Origin of the sequence: Ruminococcus sp. XPD3002 (genome assembly GCA_900119535.1) — a bacterium.
GTDB lineage: Bacteria > Bacillota > Clostridia > Oscillospirales > Ruminococcaceae > Ruminococcus > Ruminococcus flavefaciens_H.
In genome coordinates this window covers 16,770-40,507 of record FPJT01000013.1, presented here as the reverse complement: position 1 = coordinate 40,507, position 23,738 = coordinate 16,770, and the positions used below count along the sequence as shown (strand labels likewise).

Sequence of the window (23,738 nt, the reverse complement as noted above, 5' to 3'; positions counted from 1 at the left end):
GAGGGATAGTTGTTACAGGATATTCAGGTGTTTCCCATTCCTCTTCTTCATAGGACTGAACAGCTTCAGTCGTTGTTGTAGATGTCGTAGTTGGCAGTGATGCAACTATAGTACCTGCTAAAGGAGGAATAGTTGATGCATGATATTCAGGTGTTTCCCATTCCTCATCTTCATAGGGCTGAACAGCTTCGGTCGTTGTTGTAGATGTCGTAGTTGGCGGTGATGCAACTATAGTACCTGCTAAAGGCGGAATAGTTGTTACAGGATATTCAGGTCGGTCCCATACTTCATTTGTGTATGATGTGACAGTTTTGCTCTCAGAGAAAGTTGCTGCACTTTCTGTATGAATTAGTTCTTCCGATGATGCTGAATTGGACGTTACAGCTGTACTTATAGCCATAGATGCCAAAATGGTCGCTATTTCTTTTGTATATTTTCTCATTTTCAAACCTCCGTTTATGTTATGTACAGCGTCGTACATATTTCTTCCGTAATATTCTTCCGCTGACCTCAGATTAAGTATTCCTTATATATATATAACACTCGCAGCAACTAATAAAAATATAACATCTTTCTAATAAAATTTTGGAAAAGGTATTAGCTTAATGATATTAGGCATAATGCCGGCTGATATTTATTTCATTTTTCTAATTTAATAATTCCAGCGAGTAGTTCACAAGGACAAGTGTTGCATCGCTTGCATCTATTTTGCCGTTGCCGCTCAGGTATTTAGTTCCTTATTTTTGAAGGCATCGGGACTTATATCCGTATTCTCGGGGAAAACCGTTTCCTTAAGCGAATCACAGCCTGCAAATGCCCATGAGTACACCTTTTTCAGTCCTTTACCGCAAACAATTTTCTTCAGATTCCTGCACTCCTTGAAAGCGAAGGGCGGTATCGATACGAGCTTATCGGGTATCGTTATCTCCTCTATACCACAGCGGCAGAATGTATATCCCCAAAGGTAGCGGAGTTCGGAAGGAAGCCTTATGCTTTTCAGGGACCAGCAGCCGTCAAATACGAATTCGCCCATATCAGTCACGGAATCGGGTATCTCTACGGACGTTATCTCACTGTGTCCCGCAAATACCTTATCGCAGATAACAGTTACCTTCGAGCCGCCGTATTCGGGAGGTATGACAACTTTCTCCTCATCTCCCTCATAACCCACAACGCTGAAAGTACCGTCCTCAACAGGGGCAAACATTATGTTCTGCATTTTCTTTTCCTCCGTTATTTATTTCATACTTTATATAATCATACCACAAAGTCCTCAGCTTGGCAAGACTGTTTTGAAACATCGTCCAGACGCGGAACATTCCCTCGGAAATGCAGAACTCTCCGGGGAGGAACGTATCGAAAAGATAGGCAAGGCTCATCATTCAAGGCTGCATATAACCTATGCAGCCTTATTATTTTACTTATCATCAGAAACCGCTCCTGTAACGTCAGCGGCGTAACTGATACTGTGGTATAAAGCGGAGTCCATGTCCGCCAGACCATTCTCTCTATAGCTTTCGGGAGAGAAGACCGCATATAACCCATACCCAAGTTTCTTCCATGTATAATCCTGAACTATGGAATTATCGGCTGCCTGTTTATCGCAGTTATCAAACACATTTCGCATAACATCAACCGTACACAATCCGTCACTCATCGGCGTATCTGTTTTAGACTCACAGCCTTCGAGCGTGATCTTATCGCCGTTCGTTACAGCCGATGTACCTGTGACCAGTTTCTGTGTACCGCCGTCTGACAGCTTGTATTCCGAGTAAAATGTCGGAGACATATTCTTACCATCAGCATTGTAATCAGATAACCAGACAGTTACAGCAGCGTACTGAACCTCAGCATTCTCATCCTTTAAATGCTCCTTCCTGATATTGCCGTCCACTTGTTCAAACAGAGCAGACAGCTTTTTTGCAAGATCCGCCTGCTGTGTCTCACTGAGAGCGGTAAACACGTAAAACTCAGTCTCTTCACCGTATTCCGAATGATCGCCGCGTCCCGATGCAGCTAAATGGATATATCCTGCCTCCGAGCCTGCATAAAGCGTGTCCTTGCTGTCTTTTTTGATTTCTGCATCACTGATATTCGTGTCAAGGATACGCATTTCACCGCTGTAACCGCCTTTGCATCTGACATCAGCCAGTTCCTCCAGTGAATATGAACGTCCGGACTCCACATCGAATACCGATTGTTTAGGAGTTACCTTCGGCACATTGCTCACGTATCTGTACAGAGCGGTTCCGCATATACCTGCTATTATCAGTGCTGCAGCACCTATTGCAATAATGATCTTTTTCATTTTCATCCTCTTTCCGGCTGACTGTCTGTTCATCATTCAGCCTTGTGTTTTTTCATAAAGATTAAGACTGCTTCCAGCAATACAAGTACTGCCGCTCCGATGATGTATACCGGCAGATCCTTTCTGACAGCGATATTCAGCGGTTTGAAAACGTACACAGCATATATGGAGGCATTCAGCTTATCAACGTATTCTGACTGTGCATAGTATGAAGTAGTTATTCTTTTATCAGAAAAGCTCTGATCTTCACTGCCATTCCACTTTTCACGAGAGGCGGTAAACAGTTCTTCAGCGATTTTGTTCAGCTTTGCTTCGTTTTCTGTGTCTGCCATCTTAAAATAACGGATCTCAAGTTCAGTATCTCCGCACCATTCCGATACAGGAACTGCATCGGAAGCAGAAGCATACGGATTGCTTCCGATGTTATAAACGATTTCTTCGTCTGTAGAGTAATTCTTGTACTTCAATGTACCGTCAAAGATAAAGTTATCATCACATTTTGCGTTGAGGGCATCGCTGTTTATGAAGATAAACGGCGTACCCATCGTCTGATCTGCCTTGAAATCATCGCTTACGGGGATTATCCTGTTTTCATCCCAGTTAGCAGCCGCGTAATTGACCGAAAGGAAATTGCCTGAACATATTTTCTGACCGCTGCTGAGATCAAGTTCACCGTAAAATCCCATGTCATCATCCGGATGCCAGTATTCATCCTGCCATCCACGATATACTGTTCTGATAATGTTATCTGAGGTAAGCTTATCAGTGCTTTCGGGGAGTGACCAGCTTGCATTTACCTGTGCTTTGGTCATATATTCGTCCATGATCTCTGAAGCGGACACATATGTGTAAACTATGCCTGCAAGTATAAATACTGCGGCTGTCAGCAATTGAAAAGCAGTTTTCTTTCCGCTGTTATTTTTTGCCATTTTATTCTTTACCTTTCGTGTTTGATAGTCCGTTATTCCGAACTGCTGTATGCTATTATTTCAGCCTGTAAGTCTCTCCGCCTGCAATGAGCTCTACATTTTCAGCGGATTCAAAGTCGACTGACGGGAAAGACATCCATGTGCTGCATTTTCCTGCTTCAAAGGCTTCACCTTCCGTGTCGCAGTAGCTGTAGCCGATCTCCTTTGGTGAATACTCGACACCGTCAACATTGAGTATGAAGTTCTTGGCAAACTCGTGCCAGTCATTGTCGAATTTACCGCAAACTGCGGTATAATCCGTCTCGTCTCCGGCAAGATCGTTACCGAGGAAATCAAAGGTAAATCCAAAGGAAGAGTCATATGAACCATACTCGGCATAGTGCAGTTTATACTCCACATTACCGCTGTTCAGAATAATATCTTTCGAGAAATCCATAAATGAATCCTTAAGCGCCTTATCGGGAACTATAAATCTGTATTCCATATCCACATCGTAATCAAAGACCTGATTTTCGGGATCGTTCTCAAAGCTTATCTGCTTTACTGCGGCGATGACTTCTTCCTCGTTTATCATAAATGCGGCGGGACCGTCCATACATACGTGGTACATATTGTTTACCTGCGGATCTTTTTCGCCGTATGCATCCCAGGTACCATATTCATCGATATGGTTATAGTATTTATCCTCGTTCAGGATGTAAGCGCTGAGCTTTAACCTGTCATTCTTTTCAGCGAGGACTTTGTCGTTGACAGTTACCTTGAAAATAAGCTTCGGAGAAGTCTTATCACCTGTTACAGAATCGAGCATAACGGTGAAAATACCGTCGGACTGCTCCTGTCCCACATTGCAGTAATGTCCCTGTTCGATTATTTCTGCGGTAGTTTCGTCCTTACCGAAAAAGCTGCGGAAAGTTTCGCTGAGGGGACCGTATCCCAGTGCTGTTGCAGTTGTACCTGAAATTATGAGACAAGCTGCAGCTGTTCCTATTATTCTTCCTATTATTCTTCTTTTTGTAGTTTTTTTCATAGTGATATCCCTTTCTGTACCTGCTGATGCTTTTGCTTTTGCGAGCATTTCTTCAGCGGTCAAATTGAAATGTTTATCACATACGTCGTCCATTGCTTTTTTGTAGCGATTTTCGTTCACAGCCAATCTTCCTTTCTGAGTGTATTTTTCAGCTTGTCCCTGCCTCTTCTGAGCCTTGTTTTCACGGTAGCTTCGGGAAGTTCAAGTATATCTGCTATTTCGCTGATACTGTACTCCTCATAGTAGAATAAGTGAACAGGGATCCTGTACTTTTCGGGAAGCTTCATCACTTCGCCTATGATCTCATCAAGCTCGTGATCCTCATCTGCGGGAAGGTCATCGGGTATCGGAGAAGCGGAAATGTGCTTTTTACTTCGGAAATGATTGTTACAGCTGTTTATAGCAACTCTGATAAGCCATGCTTTCATATGCTCGTCCGAATCAAAGCTGCCATCGTATGTGTATAGCCTGATAAAGGTATCCTGTGAGAGTTCGGAAGCGTCATCGGCGTTCCGAACATAGCTGTATATGACGGAATAGACCGTTTTTCTGTATTCTTCATATGCCCATATGAATTTATCATCTGTCATAATTTTTCATCCTTTTTGAAACGTTTCATAAGATCTCGTCAGGACCTTTACACTCATAATACACTTCAGCAGCGGAAAAGGTTTCACTTTTTTCAAAAAAATTTTTCTGCTACGGATATTGTACCATATTCCGACGGTAAATACAAGTAAACTGCATTGCAGTAAGACAGAGGGGAACCTTCTTCGGAAGGCTCCCCTCAACAAATATATTGATATCGGTCGGTATTTTTAATCGTGCAGAGGTTATCAGTACAGTTCGTAGTTTTCAGCGGCTTCCGCAAAGGGACCTGGAATGACCGCTGAACCTCTGTGATTTCCGAGATAGTCGGAATCGAATACGATGTCTCTGCCGTCGGGAGCTTCAAATCTCTGCTCGGGCTCGAATGCTTCACCGAGCATTCCAGTTGATATCATGCCTGCCGAGAATTTGTCTATGAGCTTGTAAAGATCGGTTTTAAGACATATCCTGCCGTTCTTCTCTTCAAGTTCAATATTAACGCTTTCGCTGCTCATGAACTTGTTTTTCTCGTTTTTCCAGCTCTTTGAACCGCTCAGGTAAACGTTTCCGTCACACCATACAGGCAGGTAGCTCCAATGGTATTTTTCGAGTCCCGACATATCGGGAGTATCCGAATCCATGTCAAAGTTTGCGATCCACTCGTCATAGGTGGGGAAGTCATCAAACAGGTGAGTACCGACTTCGGCGTTGTCCGTAGTGCCCTTATGTGAAACGGTATCGTATTTCTGTACGAAGATGTTATTATAAAAGCGGTCGTCGCCGTGAAGAAGAGTCATAAATCCCATTACCTCTGTACGGTGTGGGATGTGATAGGGAGTAAAGCGCTGACGGAGTTTGCCGTCCACCAGACCGTCACAGCCATCGTCTATCGATGTGAACGAACCGCATATAAGGTTATGGATAACAGCAAGTCCCTCAGAAGGCATACGGAGAGAGACATCGGAAAGCAGGATATTATTATCTATTATCGTTGGACCGTGGCTGACTTCAACGAAAATATCCTGACTCATCATACCGCCCGGGAGATGCTGAGCAAAATCGGGACTCTGATTATCGTGGAGGAGGTTCTGTGTGATACGTGTTCCCTGCGCTTCCCAGTCGCACCAGATACCCATAGTGCAGTGGTGGATATGGTTGCGGCGCATTGTAACGTCGATTGCAGCATGCATTTTGATGCCAGCTATCTCTGCACCGCCAAGCTCCATCATGTTGTTGATATGGTGGATGTGGTTGTCCTCGATAATTGAGAAGACACCGCCCATGCGCCCGATTATTCCACCCTGTTCGCAGTGGTGGATATTATTGCGCCTGATAATATGGCTTCCGACTTTTTCTTTCAGCCAGCCGTGGAACTGTCCCCTGCAAACAGCGTCACGCTCCATCTGTGTGGGACTTTTGACGTGTTTGGTGGTGAAATAGTGATCGTTTTTGGGATCGTAGTACTTTCCGACGCTTATGCCTGCACATTTGCTGTTGCTTATGTCGCAGTCCTCGATTATCCAGCCCTTTGACCAGTGGGGACCTATCATGCCGTCCTGAAATGCGGCAGGAGGAGCCCATGTAGTTGCCGCCTTGCTTATTCTGAAGCCGCTTACGGTGATATAGCCTACACCCATTTTTGAAGGCATAAAGCATCTTCTTCTGACGTTTATCTCGACTTTTTCATTATTGGGATCATTGTCGCCAAAATTGCAGTAGAAAATGGTTCTGCCGTCCTTTTCCTCAGCGTACCATTTGTATACCGAGTCCTCGGGACACCATGAGTATATGGACTTTTCTCCTGCTGTGCAGGCATCAATGCTGTCAGCTTCGTAAAGAGCCTTGTCATTGAGGTAAACTGCACCTGTGTGCTTGGTCTTGCCTGCAAAATACCAGTCGCCGTAAACAAAGGTCGTGTATGGATCGTATGCGCCGAAAATGCTGCTGTCGACACTTGCTGTCCAGACTTTGTCATTGTACTTAGTCCAGCCTGTGAGAAGCTCTGCGCCTGTTATCTCGGCACCAAGAGGTTCTGCACTTCTGTAAACTATGCGTTTGTCGGAAGTTCCCGCGTTTTTAGGATCTACATACTCCCTGTATACACCCGGCATAACGATGACCTCGTCGCCTGCCTGAGCTATCCTTGCTGCGTCATTTATTCTTTTGAACGGCATTTCCTCAGAGCCGTTGCCGTCACGTCCTGCGTTTGCGTCTACATAAATTTTCATTTCAGAACCTCCTTGTTATCATAAAAAAATATACCGTCTGCACCGCACTTAACAATAGCGTTTTTCATGCATATACAGCTGTCTGTGCGGAGCTGCATATACTGATTATAGCATAACGGCATAGTAAGTTCAAGTACAATAAAGCGGAAAAAATGCCATTCTGCCATTTATTGCTCCGCCAGTTAACTCTTGAAGAATTATAAGGTACCCGAGGAAAGTCTGAGCATTACGGACAGTTCGTGTATGCATAGAAGTTTCATGCGGTAAATATCTTGAAAAATAGATCATAATATGTTATAATACATTGTGTGTTCAATAACCGCCGTTAGGTGATCATTGTGCGTCACATTATGACAAGTTCATTATGCCCGAAAGGGCTGAGCAGACATTGTTTTTTCTATCAAATCAACTCAGGAGGTATATCATGGAATTCAAAGAAGTAGTAAAGAACCGTTATTCATGCAAGAAGTACAGTGAAAAACAGGTCGAAGCAGAAAAGATCACAGCGATACTGGAAGCAGGCAGACTTGCTCCCACAGCCAAGAATTTACAGGAGCAGCGTATATATGTGCTTCAGTCGGCAGATGCACTTGCAAAAATAGATCAGGCAACGCCCTGCCGTTACGGTGCGCCGACAGTTCTTGTAGTGGCATTTGACAAGAACGAAGTGTTCACTTATCCCGGCGGAAAGCGTGATTCGGGTGCAGAGGATGCAACGATAGTTGCAACACATCTCATTCTTGCAGCCGCTGATGAAGGCGTTGACAGCTGCTGGATCAATTATTTCGATCCCGACAAGCTTGCAGGAATACTCGGACTTCCCGAAAACGAGGAGATACTTATGGTGCTTGACCTCGGCTATGCCGCAGATGGTGCAGGACCGCTCCCTAACCACGAAAGCAGGAAGCCGCTTTCAGAGACAGTTAAATATCTTTGAACCATTTAGTCTGACTTAGAAATGAAAAAATATGAGAGGTGATGATCGTATCGGTCGTCACCTTTTTTATGCAAATGTTGCATAGCTGAAATAGCTTGCAAAACATGAGGGATAGTGGTATAATGTAGTTAGAATGAACTAACAAATGAAAAGAGGTAATTTCCTATGAATTCATTGACGGCAGGACTTTTATGGTCTGTATTATGGATGATATATATTTTCCTGATACTGAAATTTTTTCCGCATTCAAAGCTCCACGACTATCCGAAGGATATACAGGATGCTTCGGCAATAGGAAAGCCTTCGGAAAAACAGGAGAAAAATGCTAAGCTTTTCGGTGCAGTCGGCGGACTTGTCATATTCGGCGCACTGATCGTATTCGGACTTCTGCATTTTCACAGCGAGCCGGCTTCCTTTCTGTCGGTACTGCTCTATATATTCATTGCGGCAATGACATGGAACGTTGCAGACCTGCTTGTAATGGACTGGCTGATAATCTGTCTTATAACACCGAAATGGGTAGTGATAGAAGGTACAGAGGGATGCAGGGGGTATAAGGACTGGTTCTTTCATTTCAAAGGCTTTCTCATCGGCTGCGTGTACACAACTATAATTGCTGTTCTGTTTTCAGTCATCGATTATCTTATACTGCGTTTTTTGATATGGTAACGGCTCAGATACATAATTAAAAGCCTTTGGAGAATTCCGCAGGCTGAGAGTCTCAATACGGAAGCATTTTCCTCATTGCACACATATCAAATACATCAAGTCTGCCGTCCTCGCAGATATCTGCGGACTTCAGATTCGTCAGCTCCGCATCGGACTCGTTGAGAAGCCATTTTTGCAGGAGTAGAAGGTCAAAAGTGTCAAACTTAATCAATATCCTTACCGTAGAAAATACACACAAAACATATTGCAAAAACGAAAGATATGTGGTATAATATCGTTAGTAAGAACTAACGATGAATAGCTATCTGCGGTTTCTTGCTTTGATAAGATTTTAATGGAGATGATATTATGACACCAAAAGAATACAAAGAACTGTCCGTAAAGGAGTTCACAAAGGCTGCCGAAATATACGAATCGGACAATGCAGGCGTTTACAACATGTGCAAAAAGGACTATCCCGATGTTCTTGCAGAACTCGAAAAAGAACCCTTTACCGACCTTCTGGACTGCGGCTGCGGTACAGGTCCCATGCTGACGCTTCTGCATAAAAAATACCCCGAAAAGCATTACACAGGTATCGACCTTACCCCGAAAATGATTGAGGTAGCCAAAAGGAAGAACATGAAAAATGTTGAGCTTGTTGTGGGAGACTGCGAAAAGCTTCCCTTTGAGGATAATTCCTTCGATGTGGTCATTTGCTGCGAGAGCTTCCACCACTATCCCAATCCGCAGGATTTCTTCAACAGCGTAAGCCGTGTACTGCGCCCGAACGGAAGACTGGTTCTTCGCGATATGACCATGAATTCCGCAGCAGTCCGCTGGTTCTGCAACACTATCGAGATGCCTCTTGCTCACCTTATCGGCAAAGGAGACGTAAGGATATACGGCAGAGAGGACATTAAAAAACTGTGCCGCAATGCAGGGCTTCACATGGAAATATTTGAAAAGCGCGGCTTCTGCCGTCTGCACTGCGTTGTAAGAAAATGAACAATTGAACAGTTGGTAAAGGATTTTTTCTGCATCCTTTGCAAGAGCAGAGTGATATAACGACAAAAACCACCTTTTTACAGGTGGTTTTTATCATTCAGTCCGCATTTATACATATGGACATTATTTCTTGATATAAAAGCTTTTACTGTTATTTTCCGCACACAGTATCGGAACACCCGAAGACTGAAGAAGCTCGGTTTCGTAAAGAACAGTTTCTTCGTCGCAGCGGATATTCTTTTCTACCAGATAATCTGCGATCTTCTGAGCAGATACAGGTGCTTCGGGGCTCGATGAGGTATACAGCATCTGTACTATATAGAGTTTTCTCGGATCAAAACGTGACACACCTCACACCGTCCTTTCAATAGATCAATAATCAGCATATTACATCATCAGATAGTATTCTCATACTCGTCCTTCTTCTTGTTTCTTATGAACATAGCAATGAAGAGGAGTGCAGCGCCGAGCATGATAGCATAAGGGATATAAGTAAGGATAACGCCTGTAGGTGACATTTCTTCAAGTGCGTTAGTGAATTCTGTTCCTGTTATGTCTGCATTCTTTGTAGGCTCAGTCTTTAAAGATGATGTGTAGTTTGTAAGTGCTGTAGCATCAAATCCGATCGTCTTGTTGTCTCCGTCAAGTAATGTAGCAGTGATAGCAGGCTTTACAGCACTACCCTTATACGAATCGATAGTATCGTTTGTTTCGCTTACAGCTACAGTTGCACTTGCAGGAAGTCCTATGAGCTTAAGTGTATCACCGTCTGCAAGACCGGGCTTAACGTCAATTCCTATGGTTCCGAGTGGTACATCTGCATCATTCTTCTTAACAAAGAATTTCTGACCTGCTTTACCGGAAGCTGTTGTCTTTACAGTGAATGGGAATTCATGCTTCTTATCAGCAAGAGTACCTGTGATATTCTTCTTTACTGTATAGTTGTAAGTGTAGTACTTATCAGCCATATTTCCGTCATCTGAATCTGAAGATCCTGATCCGTTATTATCACCGCTGTCATAACCTGTTGTTTTCTTAAGTGTTGTATTATTATCCTGTCCGTCTATTGTCATTGTTTCAGACTCGCCCTTATGGAACATGACGAAAGCTGAAACTTCAAGTCCGCTGTCACCGTTCTTGATATAAACATCAAGGTATCTGTCAGCAGAGTAGTTATCTGTATCTCTTATAATATCTGCTGCTGCAAGTCCTCCTGCTTCGGGAGTTTCTGTTATCTTGTAACGATAAACACCGGCTGCCTCGAATTTGGTAAGATCAACAGCTACTACAAGATTATCGCTGATAACTTTCTTGCCGTTTTCAAGGTTGATCGGCTCAGTTGAAGTAAATACAGCTGTGCTGTCTGTAAGTGAAACACCGCCTGTAATGCCTGTCTTAGCCTTAACGGTCTTTCCCTCAGAATCTGTTATCGTATCAGCATTTGTTACTTCGTAGGGAGCTATCGAATAATTGTAAGTTATCGTAGGACCATATATGGAAGCAACATTTTCTTCATTGTGAACGACAATATCCTTTGTGAATGTAAGGGATGTATCGCTTGTAACAAGTACGCCGTTCTCGGCACTGGACATATTAGCTGCATTTGCAGTTAAGTTTGCGGTCAGCATTGTTGCAGAAACTGCAAGCACTGATAACATTGAGAATAATCTGGTTTTTTTCATAAAATTCATTCCTTTCGATTAAATACATTTTTTTGGTTTTCGGATAAGGTATTCAGCGTTCATGGAGATCTATCACGTCTCCTTTTACGCTTTTGATTCTTATATTTGCAGAAGGTGGATATACGCTGCGTCATATCAATCCACCTCCTTTCTGCGGCTGTTGATATATACAAAAGCCGAACAGAACATAAGTGAGAGTACAGCAGTAAGCGCTAATGCTGCTGTAGGAGTATTTCCAACACCTGTAGGAGCTATCTGCTTCTCATGATTGATGATATAGATATTCCATGTATCGGTGCTGCTGTCATAAACTGCTCTGATGTTTGAAGCATCAGTTTCGACTGCCATTCCGTTGTTTTCGGAACTGTCTGTACCTACGATCGAAATATTCATAGGCTCTGTGATATGCTCATAATCATCTGCACACCACTTCTGTGTTACTGTAAATGAACCAAGATACATCGGATCCTTGCTATAGAACTCACCTGTCTCCAGATCAGGATAAAATTCCCCGTTATTTCCTGATACCAGATATGATGCATCCATAAAAGGCTGATTATATTCGTCATAGCTGTAAACAGCTATTTTCGTCTTTCTCAGTTCATTCGTATAAGTAACAGTGTCTCCGTCTTCGGGTATCACGAACTCAAATACACGCGCTTCGCTGCTGAGATCCGCCGATCCCTTTGATGAAACGGTATAAACATCGTGATCGTATGAATCGATCTCGGTTATCCTGAGCCGTGCGTTGACAGGAAGATCTTTCAATGTATGTGTATCCCCGTTTTGCAGAACGAACTCGCGGTCATTTTCAGATAAGTCCATCTTATAATCCTTATCTGAACCTGTATCAACAAGCTCTGCCCTGAATCGGAACTCTCTGCCTGCCTCTGTGCTTTCGGGATCGATAAGCTCCTTTACCACATCGACATCAGCAGTTTTTCTTGTGTTTGTATAAAGAGCAGTTCCTCCCGTATTAGGATTGCTCCAGTAAAGCACACGGTCACCGTTTACAGCTGCCGAATATCCTTCATCCCGGGTGTCTGCGAGGATCCTGGTTTCTGTATCGAAGTTTCCGTATTCTGTTTCTGTTACAGTTACTCTGTAATCATTTGAAAGAGTGATCTGATTTGTTGTACTGAGCTGCCCTGTGATTATCACAGGCTCGCCCACAGGTTCACCGTTTGCATCATATCTCTGCACATTCAGCTGTATATGCGGATTGTTATTATATTCGATATCATTCTCAATTTCGAGATATTCACCGTTTTTCAGTCTGAATGTTTCCGATGCCTGTACTGTACCGTTTCCGGTTCTGTTGAAATTGCCGTATTTATACGTATATGGAGCATAAAGAGCCACTGTAAATTCAAAATCCTTATCGGGATCACACGGAAGCAGAGCTTCCTTGTAAACGTGGAAAATTCTGGATTCCTTATATATCTCCCACACAGCATAGAGAGTTTTTATCTTTGCAGATGTTTCGGGATCAGTCTCTGCATATCTGAAGAGCTCATTCAGATATATAGTCTGTCCCGAATCAGTAACAGGATATTCAGCTGTTGAAGAACCCTCGGTCTCCGACCAGCCTTTGAAGATATAGCCTGTACTTGATCTTGTTTCACTGAGATCAAAAGATTTACTGAGATCGTCTTCGGTAAAATCGAACTCGTGCGTACCTGTATTTCTACCCGTATCTTCGGGATCATCGAGTATGAGCACGTATTCACTTGGTACCGACTCAAACACGATCTTTACGCCCGCAGGATCCTCTACCAGCTTTTCACCGAAGCTGAAGGGCTGACCGTTGTCTGTATAATCAGGTCCCAGATGATGAGTGTATTCACCTTCATTATCCTCAGGAGGCAAATAACTGTCGATCTTGAGTTTATTACCTGTTCCGAGCTGATTTACACCGTTTATAGTTATATCATTATCAGCACCGTAAGGGATAGCAAGACGCAGTGTCTCGTTTGCAGGTATAGTTATGCGGCTCAGGTCATCGACCTTTACTCTGTCGTAAAGACTCGTAGCCTGATTTACGATATAAAGAGTCTGAGTCTCGCTTGCAGTAAGCGCAAAAGTGATCTCTTTATCCGTATTATTTTCAAAGTTGAGATATACTGTAGGTTCCCATACAGCATAAAGCGTCATATCGTCGTTGCGCTGAAGCGAGATTATGCCGTCAGCGGGATATGTAGCGATATAATCGCCTTCATTCTTAGCTTCGTCAAAACCGATGAGCATATAGCCGTCATCGTGTGCGAAGTAGCTTCCGCTTTTATTCTTATCATCGCCTGTATAGTATTCGGGACCTGTAGCATACTCGTAAAGATGAACTGCTGCATTGGACTGGAAAGAATGGAAAAGCAGCTGGTCGAACTCTGTAACGGGATCAGAGTCCTTAAGCTTAGTATTAATGGTTCCGATAGAATCAGAATCGTACCATGAAGTCCAGTCGATGCTTATATCACCTGACAGCTGTGTATTATCCTGATTCAGTTCGGTAAGATGTCCGCCGTTTGAATCAAGAGTGAGCTTGGCTGCATCGGGACGTCTGTAAGACTCTCCCACCTTTTCGTATACAGCCTGCATGTGTATCTGATCATAGCTGTCAGCATATTTTGAACGTATAATGAATTTTTCACCGGGCTGATAGTATACTCCCGGTTCCAGAGGATAATAGTCGGGGTCATCATATGTACCTCTGTTGCCGACAATACGCCAGCCGCGGAATATATAGCCGTTTGTAGGAGCGCCGTTAACTGTTATGTTATCGGGCTGTCTGAGGATAGTTGTATCTGCTCCGTCAGCGTAATTTCTGTCCTTACGTCCGGGGAGAAGGTAAGGATCTTGCCATACAGGGATATCGCCGTTGAGGAGCTGATCATCGCTATCTACATACATAGGTGTGTAGATGACAGTATAACCGCCCTCAAGCTTCCATACAGCTTTCAGTTTGTATTCTCTTTCAACAAGTGTGTTGAAATCAAAAGGCATTTCAGCAAGTGAACCGTCCTCGAATACCTCATACCAGCCTTCGAGTACATAGTTGTTGCTTGTTACATCGGTGATACGAGTATACTTTTCGTGTGAAACGTAGTTCTCCTTCCAGACGTTGAAGGAAACTATCGGGATATCACCGTATTTTGCGCGATCTGCCTGCTGATAAGCTTCAAGAACAGGCCTGTAGAAATTATTGTAATAAGCATCGAGTTCAGACTCGGTGAGGTAAAGAGCGTTTCTAAGATCAGCAGGTATACCGCCTTTATCGATAGACGGAACATACTGCATATTCATATAGTAGAATACGTCATTCTCATCAAGATCAGCAGCATATTCGTCACTTACAGGGATATACTGCGGAGGATCTATTTTATCGTACGGCTCTATAGCCTGATTATATGTATTACTGAAGTATGTAGAATGACTTGTATCATAACCGCCGGGGCCGCCGAAAGGAAATATCGGCTCGGGGAAATCCTCGGGGATATTATCGCCGAATATTTTAGTGCGGTAGTCATCGACAGAATGATCGATATGGTCTATGATACCGCCGTTAGGATCGATATCTACGTGAAATTTGATAGGTTCCCATTTTGCGAAGACGACAATATTTCCGGCAGGCATAGCAGAATCAAAATTGAATCTCTTTGAACAAGCCTCATCCTCGTACCAGCCTGCAAACTCGTAATTATCAGGGTTATGCGGTGAATAATCCACATCCATTCCAGAAAGATTACTTTCAAATAAAACTTCTTCGGTTGTGTTATGAGCCATATTGGTGCCTTCGCCTGACGGATCATTAATATAAAGCACTCCGTTGAAGCTGAGATCAGGATCTGTTGTGGGATAGTTTACATTGTATGTGAACTCACATTTATTTCTTGTATAGTACATGTTGATAGTTTCAGGATTTTTTGTATTAAGCGCTTTGCCGCTTACAAAAGCAGGATCTGAATAATCCTGTGTATAGCCTTCGAGATCACTGAAATCTTCGCTCTCAGTAACAAAGTTATACTTTGCAACAACTGTAGAGTATAACTTATATTTTACTCCGTTATGTTCCTCACCGTCAGGATCATCGGGAAGAGCTTCAACATAGTAATTCATTGTTTTTTCCGGACGACTACCGCCAGAATCCATTTGGAATACTATATCTTCACCAGGCATTTTTTCCAATCTGACAAGAACTTGAGAAAAATATGATGAATTAGTGGGATTCCAACGTTCGCCATTTTCATAAGTTACGCCATTATCTCCGACTATCGGAAAATTATCTGATATATTATGCCCGTAAAGAGCTCGTATAGTCTTAACTACGTTATCTTGTATATAACGAGTTCCATTATAAATTGCTCCATTATTTCGATCGCTTTGTCTCCAGGCTCCGTTTCTATAATAAATTCTTTGATAGCTATTGTTCCAAAATCCATACTGTGTATTAGTAGTATTATAATCATCAGTAGTTTCTTGATAGTTAGTGTAATTTGTGTCTGTAAATTTCAGCTCATGAACATCTCTGTCATAATAGATATTTACAATAGTCTTGCCGTCACTGGTAACTGAAGGGATCGCTTCAATTATATATTCATCTTCTTTTGTGGTAGCGTTTTCGTTTTTAACTACCTTGACCATTTCATTTTTGTAGCTGTTATAGTGAAAGCCTTTAAACTTTTCGTTGCCATCCAGCTCGTTAAATAAGTCGGTCAGTGAAGCGATAACTGTGTCAAGATCATTTCCTGTCTGAGTAGTAATGCTTCTGAAACTGTCAAAATCATAATCCTTTTCAGCGTCAGGAAGATCAACGTCATCTGTTGACTTCTGCTTCCAGATATTTACTGTTACCTCAGTATCATCCTTCACACGCCAGTGCGGATAAAGGGTAATATCAGTATCTTCGGTTCCTTCGGGCAGTTTGTAAGCCTTGAATTCGCCGTTTGTTATCTCGTATTTCTCGGCTGCATTGTTATAGCTGTCTATAAAATTACCTTCGCCGTCAGTTATCTGATCGCCGCCTTCGGGTTCTGTAAACCAGCCCTGGAACTCGTAACCGACCATATTTGTAACAGGCAATGAGGTAAACGATGTACCGAGTGAATCATCGCTTGTAAGGATATACTTTGATCCGACATAGGTCGAACCTGTATCATGGTGGAAGTTTATCCATCTTGCTTCTGCAAAGACAGGATAGAGGTTTATCTGATTGTTCTCGTCAACTTCATTAAGATAGCAGTCGATATAATAACCGTCTCTGCCTTCGGGAGAACATACTTCTTCGCCGTTTGCATCGATAGTAATATACGATACAAAGCCGTCCTCGTCAGCATCAGGGCTGTCAAGATGTCTCTTCCAGCCTACAAACACCTTGTGTCTCGGATCGGGAGAAGGCGCAGTTATATTGCCGATACGTGACTCAGCCTTGCCGTCCGCACCAAAAGCGATAAGCTTGCTGTTCATTAAAGATAAAGAGTTGCTGTAGATATTAGCTTCTTCATTATTCAGGAAATTGATGAAGTAATAGTCAGCGTAGATAGGTGCAAGGTAAACATGTGCGCATCCGTCCTCATCAACATCAAGTACTTCCTCGTAATCGCCGAGAACGCATGATATCTGATTCTTTTCAGCATTGAAGCTGATAGATGCAGGCTCTTCAAAAACCATTCTTACAGGATCATCCGTCCATTTGTAATAAACAGTATCATCGTCCGAAAGTCCACTGTTTTCATCAACAACGTACCAGCCGTAGAAATAAGATTTCTTAATGCCGTCCTCATGGTTCGGCGGATCGTTGATAAGCTGAAGTGATTCGCCGTCGAGAAGTATCTGTGAGGACTGTAACTGCTGCATAGCCTTATTCGGATAGCCGTAGTCGGGCGCTGTGTAGTAACCGTCCGCACTGTCGGGTTCAGTACACTGATCGCTCAGGAAGTGGAACTCTACTCTCGGTACTTCGATCTCTTCGCCTTCGTGTTTGGCAATTGTGTACACAGAGAAGCTCTCTGCATCAAATGAAACTTTTTCGCTGTCAGCGATCACATCTGTTATCTCGGTCTGATTTCCTTCATCGTCGATATGGAAAACAGAAATATCCCCTGAATCGGTCTCGACAAGCTCAGGCAGTGAAAAAGTCACATTTATAGCCTTTTCGGAAGGCTGGAAAACAGTTTCGCCGTCAAATACAGTTATATCATAAGCGGCGATAGTTTCCATATCTTCTATCTCGCATGAAACGGGATATCCTTTAACGGATACTTCCTCAGGCATAACGCCTGTAAGAGTTATCTCTGTATCGGAAACGAGAGGCTCGGAATACGTCTCATCAGTATAAAGCTCAGCTGTTACAGTCTGCATCATATCCTCAGCAGCACGGGCAGTCACCGTTACAGGTGCAGCTACAGGCATAACGCTGAATAATACGTTAGCCATTATCATAAGTGCATTTACCATTGAAGCAGTTCTTTTAAGAGCACGCATTCCCGCCATCTCCTTTCGTTAGTTTTCTTTAAGCTGATCTATCATTTCCTGATCGTTCTGAGTAACTCTCCTGCCTCTGTATCTGAAGCAGATGAAATCGATCAGAAGGGATATATAAGCGATAAGCAGCATCAGCCATGTCCACTTATCCCTTATCACCATAGGTTTAGTGATGTTTTCCGTAATAAGAAAAACTATGACAGCAGCAGCAGTAAAGATAAACTCTGCTGCGATGCCAACGCTCATCTTTGAACGGAATCTTTTAAGCATTTTACTGTATTTACCGAATCGGTCATTTTCCTCATCAGTGAGTTTTTCCTTGTGTTTTTCGAGTATATCATCTATGTCCGAATAAGTTCTTCTGGTATATCCGAGCTGTCTGTACTTCCTTCTCAGGAAGAAAAACGGAAGCCAGATAAGAAATGTCAGCAGAACACAGATAAGGTTCAGAAAAGCCCAGTGGCTTTCATTGGAGAGATGTCCCACAGCCTGAAGATAAGGCTTTGAAGCTTCAGGTTCGGAATCCGGTCTGTCGATCGGACCTTCGACCTTCTTTGCATCAGCAAACAGAACCATTCTGCCGTTTGTACTTGCTCCCTCACATGTTGAGAACGCAAGTATCTTTGTATCATCTGCCAGCTGTTGGATATCCGTTTTCTCGTCCAGGAGCACTGAGTTCTCTTTGATGTAATCGTGGAGTTCACCGTACTGGGATTCCTGTTTCGAGCCTACGGTATAGATAACATCCTCGTAGGAATTTGTAAGGACACAAGCTGTTATCGTAAGTTCGTAATTTCCGTTGATTGTCTGAAGGATGCCCTTCTGGTGGGAATAGAAATAGTTCTTATCCCTGTATTTTTCGATATCGCCGAACATTGCGCCGTTATCCATATGATGACCGTATATGAGGTTATACCAGTCATTGAAAGCGCTCTGATTCTCACTTGCAAGATATATCGATCCTGTCAGCGAGTTATAGCCGTAGATATCTTTTCCTGCATACTCCAGATCATCGCTTCCCTGAACTATAGGGTAGCAGATGTTCGTATCGTAGATCTCAAGCCATCCGACAGTATCGGGGTTGAGCTTTTTCAGCTCCTCGAAATCAGGTTTTCCGTCCTTATCGGTGCTGTTGATATCGGGACGATACTGAAGAAGATCGTATGATACAAAGGCATTCCTGCCTGTGTAGAACACATCGTACAGGACATATACGCTGAACATGAACAGAACAAGAGAAACGACAATAACGAATATCATGAGTATCTTATTTGCGATCTTTGCCGCAAATTCGAGGATCTTCACAAGCAGTCACCTCCGTTTCGTCAAATATGATTTCTGCGGACGGCGGTGATGACCTTACCGAGTATCTCGTCTTCAGAGACAGGACCGTAATAACGGCTGTCCTCACCGCTGCTGCGTATATCAGCAAGTACGAAGAATTCGCCGTCATTCAGAGTCAGCGGATAGGAAACAAATCCCTCGTATCTTACGGTAGTATCGTAGATATTGCTCTCGATCATGGTGTTGCCGTTTATGACAAGTCCGCCCTCATCGGGAATGTTTATGGTATCTCCGCCCTTTGCGACTATTCTTCCGACGTAGACCGTATCATTCTTTTTCAATACGACAACGTCCTGGGCGACGTAATCCTTGTTCAGCTGATAATACATGAGCAGATCACCTGCTTTAAGGTTTGGCGACATATCACCGTTCGGAACGGTAGTGAAACCAAAAACGAATCCGCACAGAAGCCATATAGCCGTAACGATCAGCAGTGCATTGAGGAAGAAAGTCTGTATCGGTCCCATAGGGGAACGCTTTTTCTTTTCTTTTTTGGACTTTTCCTTCTTATCGCTTGTCTCAGCGGAGGAACTCTCCTTTTCGGGAGTATTCCCGGTTATTTTTTCTGTATCGCTCAAGAGCTTCCACCTCCGTGCTGCAGGGAACTTTTTCTGTATCACCAACATACAGTACCTGCTGTATTATTCTCTGATTTTTAATGGATCTGTGTCTCCCGAATAAAGCTCGGGATAACAATTTTTTATATACATATATAATAACACACCAACTTCGCCCTAATTCGCCCTGATAAGATTTTCGGGCATAAAAAATACACCTGTACCGCAGTACAGGTGCGAGGTGTCAAAAAAAGCCTGAAATCATTAATTTGGGGATTCTAAAGGGATGCTATCCCTTTAGCGGATTCCAAAGGCAGAGCCTTTGGTGGGGTTAGAGGGGCAACGCCCCTCACTCCACAAAGCGCTCAGCAAAGGGTGAATTTCAAAACAGTCCGGTGGACTGTTTTGAAAGAGGGAACGCCCTGCAAGAGAGGGCGTTCCCTGATTAATCCATATTTTTTTGACAAATTGACACCTGTACCGCAGTACAGGTGCATATAAATACGTATTTACGCTATTTCTTCAATAAGATCACTGAATTCCGCCCACGAATACTCCAGCATATATTCGCCGTGGAAGGAATTGAGTGCTTCAACATCGCCGTCAAGAGTCCTGTAGAGATCGCAGTCCACAGCATCCTTGTTTATCTGTAAATGACGGTTCTGTTTGATTATAACGTCGTGGAATCCAGCATTATTGAGATCATCGATAAGCAGATTTACGATCTTTGAGACACGTTTTGATACACGGTCGTCGAATACAGGCTCTTCGAGCACATCCTTTGCAATATCCTTGCTGGTAACAGGAAAACCTGCCTGATCGACGAGATAGGCAAGAACTTCCTTTGAGAGAGTTCTTGTGAAGTTGAAAATCTCACCGTTTTTATCAAATACTTTGAAAACGCCGAATGTTACAAGCTTAAGCTTTTCAGCCACACCGTTCAGAGTCATGACAGGATAACGCAGATCTTCAAGTTCCCTGCGTATCTCATCCTCTGTAAAGGGCTTCATTACATAGCCGCTTGGCCTTGTTGCGAACGACTCCACTGCATATTGTGAGTATGCAGTAACGAAAATGATATTGCAGTTCGGAGCGATAGACTTCAGTTCAAGTGCAAGCTTGATACCCGAATTTCTACCGAGCTCGATATCGAAAAATGCAATATCTATATCCTTTTTTTCTTCAAGTTCATTGAACTGATTATATTTTCTCAGTGAAACTATCTCTGCCTGCGGAACAATGCCCCTGACCGTATCTGTCAGAAGGTTCAGAGCGGGAAGCTCATCATCCATTATCAGTATTCTCATTTCTGTCCTCCGATTTAGGTATAGTTATAGTACAAACCGTACCTTCTCCAATTTTGCTTTCAAGGACCAGACTTCCGCCGCAGAAAAGCATAAGGCGGCTTTTCACACTGCGTATGCCTGTATGAGTGGTGTCAATAGACTCCAGTATATCTGTGTCGAAGCCTGCACCGTCATCCTTTATTTTAATAATGTAGTTGTCTTCCGTTTCATCTGTACATACAGTAACTGTTCCGCATCCGCTTTCTGAATTCTTTATGCCGTGCTTGACAGCGTTCTCGACCATAGGCTGAACAGTCAGCGCAGGCAGTCTGAAAGAGCCTGCTTTAAGGTCAAATCCAACACTGAGATCATCGCCGAAGCGAAGTTCTTCAAGCGAGAGATAGATCTTTACATGTTCGATCTCTTCTTCAATGGTAACAAGTTCATTCAGGTTTGTGTAATCGATATTCTTGCGGAGATACTTTGAAAAATTGATAAGTGCCGAACGTGTTTTGGCAGTATCCTTATCAGCGTAATAAATGATAGCTGTAATGGAATTCTGGATAAAATGCGGACTTATCTGTGAGAGGACCAGATCCGTTTTCAGTTTTTCTATTTTAACGGTATCTTTGATGATGATATCGGTCCTGTTTTTGGAATAAATAACGAAGAGATAAAATGTTATCAGCGACACGCATATGCAGTGCAGACTTAAGGTATAGAAGAAAAGATTGCATATACAGGTCACAAAGGTAATACCTACCGTCACGCATACTATGCGTTTCTGGAAAAAGCTCATCCTTCGGAAATAAATCGCACATATGACGATGCTTACCGCAAGCGAGAAGATATTTATACCGCTCCAGACATAATAAAACGGCATTCCTCTTGCATAACAATTGCTGCTGTCGATAAGGAACAATCTGTCTGTAAATGGATTTGTTGCCAGCATTATAAGGTTCAATGCCTGTAATGACTGGACTGCTTTTATCACATTGCATATCTTCCTGTTACTATCGATCGAATTAATGCATTTCTTTATAATGTCCAAAAGGAAGAGAAGCAATATGATACCCGTAAAGAAGTAGCCGTATTCTCCGAGAGATTTCAAGAACATTCCGCCCGTACCTGTGTAACCGTTGAATAACAGCGAGATCGAATCGAAAAGATTATAAATAAATACGGTTATACACAGAACAAGAAGTTCCATAGTAAGCGGTACAGGTTTACATATTGACCGCTGTTTTCTTTCCTTTCTGTAGCTGTTAAGCACGAGAAAAGCTATGATCAGCAGAAAAAGGCTGTTCCAGAGATCAATACTTGCCTGAATGAGTCGGGGACCTCCGATCCTGTTTACTAATTCATTCATACATAATCCCCTTAACGGTCAATTATTCTAAGCGCTGTTTCAGGGTACTCTGAGGTCTGACGTCCATGAAGTCAGGAAGTGAATAATACTCAAGCGCTTTGTTTATATATTACTCTGTTTTTTCAGATAAAATGTATATATTCATAATATTGCCATATATATTTATACAATACTACAATAAGTATTATACTACGTAATTCATTTCTTGTCAAGAGGAAATTGATATTGATGTATTCTATAATTGAAATAAATATTTCACTGCTGATTCTTATTTGATCCGACCGTTTTTTCACCGCTTTTGACAAAATCTCCGGAACACCTGTGATAAAAATCAGCAAATCACACCGCAGGCATATATATTCAATTGATATATGTATACAATCACTTTGAATATACTATTAGTATATATTTTGACATTCAAAACATAAATAAGGGAAGAACCATTATCCGCAGGCCTTCCCTTATCTGTACTTTTATTGTATTTGTTCCACTATCTCTTCTTCGTTCTCTATCGGTACAAGTACTCCTGTGAACACTACACGGGCATTTGCAAAATCTGAAGCACAGGTAGAAAGTGCGATCAATCTGTCACTCTCATCAGGAACTATATCGGAAGTATACACCGCTTTAGAGTAAATGCAATCAAGCCATTCACTTTGTCCCGAACCGATATCATATACAATATCATATGTGCTGACAACAGACAGTGCAAAAAAATCTATCCGATAAGTCGTATCGGGAGTGAAGAACCAGCCGTAACGATGCCTGTCAAACTCCTCACGTTCCTTATACGAACGGATATCACCAAACATTCCCGAGGTCATATTGTGACCGAAAAGTACATTGTGCATATCGGACAGGTCACGGCTGTTCATGCAGTCGAGAAATATCGTACCCTCATTGATGTAAGTGCCGTCGGGAGCATGAGAAAGGTAGTATTCGTTATCTTCACCCTGAACAACAGGAAGGTCCATTTCCGAATCGGCAACATACAGCCATCCGACAAAATCTTCACAGCTATCCTGCAAAAGCTGCATACGTTCCTGTATCTCCTCATAGCGCGAGGGCGAAACATATGGTACTTCCGCATCAGGTTCGGTGGTCCGGACCGATGTGGGAACTGCAATTTCAGCTGCGGTAACGGAAGAAGTCACAACAGGAACCGCAGTCACCACGCTTTCACTCGCCGTTATCGACGATGTATCACTGCGATACGTTCTTTTCAGTACCGCACATACTATGATCGCCATGAACAGTATTATCAGCAGCATAAAGCGTTTTGTGCGGAACATAGGTCTCTCCCCTTTCTTCTATTGCATCATGAATCAGCTTTGCACTTTTTATAGTATA

At 42.8% G+C, this 23,738-nt stretch carries 20 protein-coding genes; 3 read left to right on the top strand and 17 right to left on the bottom strand.

Annotated elements, in window-relative coordinates; translation table 11 throughout:
- The 8 genes from BT127_RS16875 to BT127_RS16870 all read right to left on the bottom strand — a co-directional run.
- Positions 1-442: hypothetical protein (locus tag BT127_RS16875; RefSeq protein ID WP_207647505.1), on the bottom strand; the 442-nt coding region annotated here is incomplete at its 3' end.
- A 279-nt stretch (positions 443-721) separates the two neighbouring features.
- Entirely contained in the window at positions 722-1,219 is a 498-nt protein-coding gene (locus BT127_RS11920) for a leucine-rich repeat domain-containing protein (protein ID WP_075425220.1), read from the bottom strand.
- A gap of 198 nt (positions 1,220-1,417) precedes the next feature.
- Positions 1,418-2,308 carry a hypothetical protein gene (locus tag BT127_RS11915; RefSeq protein WP_139275520.1) on the bottom strand — a complete coding sequence of 297 codons (891 nt, stop codon included), beginning with the start codon at positions 2,306-2,308 and terminating at the stop codon, positions 1,418-1,420.
- Between the two features lie 32 nt (positions 2,309-2,340).
- Positions 2,341-3,237: a hypothetical protein gene (locus BT127_RS11910; RefSeq protein ID WP_075425218.1), complete on the bottom strand. Its 897-nt coding sequence runs from the start codon at positions 3,235-3,237 to the stop codon at positions 2,341-2,343.
- Between the two features lie 55 nt (positions 3,238-3,292).
- Positions 3,293-4,384 (bottom strand): DUF4179 domain-containing protein, encoded by a 1,092-nt coding sequence (locus BT127_RS11905; protein WP_075425217.1) that lies wholly within the window; start codon positions 4,382-4,384, stop codon positions 3,293-3,295.
- Positions 4,381-4,854 carry an RNA polymerase sigma factor gene (locus BT127_RS11900; RefSeq protein WP_075425216.1) on the bottom strand — a complete coding sequence of 158 codons (474 nt, stop codon included), beginning with the start codon at positions 4,852-4,854 and terminating at the stop codon, positions 4,381-4,383. The genes BT127_RS11905 and BT127_RS11900 overlap by 4 nt, the downstream gene beginning before the upstream one ends.
- Before the next feature lie 246 nt (positions 4,855-5,100).
- Positions 5,101-7,080 (bottom strand): right-handed parallel beta-helix repeat-containing protein, encoded by a 1,980-nt coding sequence (locus BT127_RS11895; RefSeq protein WP_075425215.1) that lies wholly within the window; start codon positions 7,078-7,080, stop codon positions 5,101-5,103.
- Complete coding sequence (locus BT127_RS16870) at positions 7,077-7,247, bottom strand: hypothetical protein (RefSeq protein ID WP_175541964.1); 171 nt, start codon at positions 7,245-7,247, stop codon at positions 7,077-7,079. The genes BT127_RS11895 and BT127_RS16870 overlap by 4 nt, the downstream gene beginning before the upstream one ends.
- A 257-nt stretch (positions 7,248-7,504) precedes the next feature.
- Between BT127_RS16870 and BT127_RS11890 the strand changes: the two genes are divergently transcribed.
- Together BT127_RS11890 and BT127_RS11885 are read left to right on the top strand one after the other, a co-directional pair.
- Positions 7,505-8,017, top strand: a complete 513-nt coding sequence (locus tag BT127_RS11890; RefSeq protein ID WP_075425214.1) for a nitroreductase family protein — start codon at positions 7,505-7,507, stop codon at positions 8,015-8,017.
- 165 nt (positions 8,018-8,182) lie between these two features.
- Positions 8,183-8,686, top strand: coding sequence for a hypothetical protein (locus tag BT127_RS11885; protein WP_075425213.1), 504 nt, complete (start codon positions 8,183-8,185; stop codon positions 8,684-8,686).
- Between the two features lie 52 nt (positions 8,687-8,738).
- On the opposite strand, the gene BT127_RS16865 is transcribed toward BT127_RS11885, so the two are convergent.
- Positions 8,739-8,897 (bottom strand): hypothetical protein, encoded by a 159-nt coding sequence (locus BT127_RS16865; RefSeq protein ID WP_175541963.1) that lies wholly within the window; start codon positions 8,895-8,897, stop codon positions 8,739-8,741.
- Positions 8,898-9,034: 137 nt separating this feature from the next.
- Between BT127_RS16865 and BT127_RS11880 the strand changes: the two genes are divergently transcribed.
- Positions 9,035-9,673: a class I SAM-dependent methyltransferase gene (locus tag BT127_RS11880; RefSeq protein ID WP_075425212.1), complete on the top strand. Its 639-nt coding sequence runs from the start codon at positions 9,035-9,037 to the stop codon at positions 9,671-9,673.
- A gap of 123 nt (positions 9,674-9,796) precedes the next feature.
- Here BT127_RS11880 and BT127_RS11875 read toward each other — a convergent pair whose 3' ends face one another.
- The 8 genes from BT127_RS11875 to BT127_RS11840 all read right to left on the bottom strand — a co-directional run bounded on the left by BT127_RS11875 (position 9,797) and on the right by BT127_RS11840 (position 23,680).
- Entirely contained in the window at positions 9,797-10,021 is a 225-nt protein-coding gene (locus BT127_RS11875; protein WP_075425211.1) for a hypothetical protein, read from the bottom strand.
- Between the two features lie 47 nt (positions 10,022-10,068).
- Positions 10,069-11,355, bottom strand: a complete 1,287-nt coding sequence (locus tag BT127_RS11870) for a DUF7601 domain-containing protein (protein ID WP_075425210.1) — start codon at positions 11,353-11,355, stop codon at positions 10,069-10,071.
- A gap of 135 nt (positions 11,356-11,490) precedes the next feature.
- Positions 11,491-17,832, bottom strand: a complete 6,342-nt coding sequence (locus tag BT127_RS11865; protein WP_075425209.1) for an InlB B-repeat-containing protein — start codon at positions 17,830-17,832, stop codon at positions 11,491-11,493.
- A gap of 18 nt (positions 17,833-17,850) precedes the next feature.
- Positions 17,851-19,137 (bottom strand): class B sortase, encoded by a 1,287-nt coding sequence (srtB, locus tag BT127_RS11860; RefSeq protein ID WP_075425208.1) that lies wholly within the window; start codon positions 19,135-19,137, stop codon positions 17,851-17,853.
- A gap of 20 nt (positions 19,138-19,157) precedes the next feature.
- Complete coding sequence (gene lepB, locus BT127_RS11855; protein ID WP_175541962.1) at positions 19,158-19,754, bottom strand: signal peptidase I; 597 nt, start codon at positions 19,752-19,754, stop codon at positions 19,158-19,160.
- A gap of 488 nt (positions 19,755-20,242) precedes the next feature.
- On the bottom strand, positions 20,243-21,040 hold the full coding sequence (locus BT127_RS11850) for a LytR/AlgR family response regulator transcription factor (RefSeq protein WP_075425207.1): 798 nt from the start codon (positions 21,038-21,040) through the stop codon (positions 20,243-20,245).
- The gene (locus BT127_RS11845; RefSeq protein ID WP_075425206.1) at positions 21,018-22,388 is read right to left on the bottom strand and encodes a sensor histidine kinase; all 1,371 of its coding nucleotides are present in this window, start codon (positions 22,386-22,388) and stop codon (positions 21,018-21,020) included. Before BT127_RS11845 ends, BT127_RS11850 begins: the two co-directional genes overlap by 23 nt.
- A 473-nt stretch (positions 22,389-22,861) precedes the next feature.
- Positions 22,862-23,680 carry a class B sortase gene (locus BT127_RS11840; protein WP_075425205.1) on the bottom strand — a complete coding sequence of 273 codons (819 nt, stop codon included), beginning with the start codon at positions 23,678-23,680 and terminating at the stop codon, positions 22,862-22,864.
- Positions 23,681-23,738: the final 58 nt, after the last annotated feature.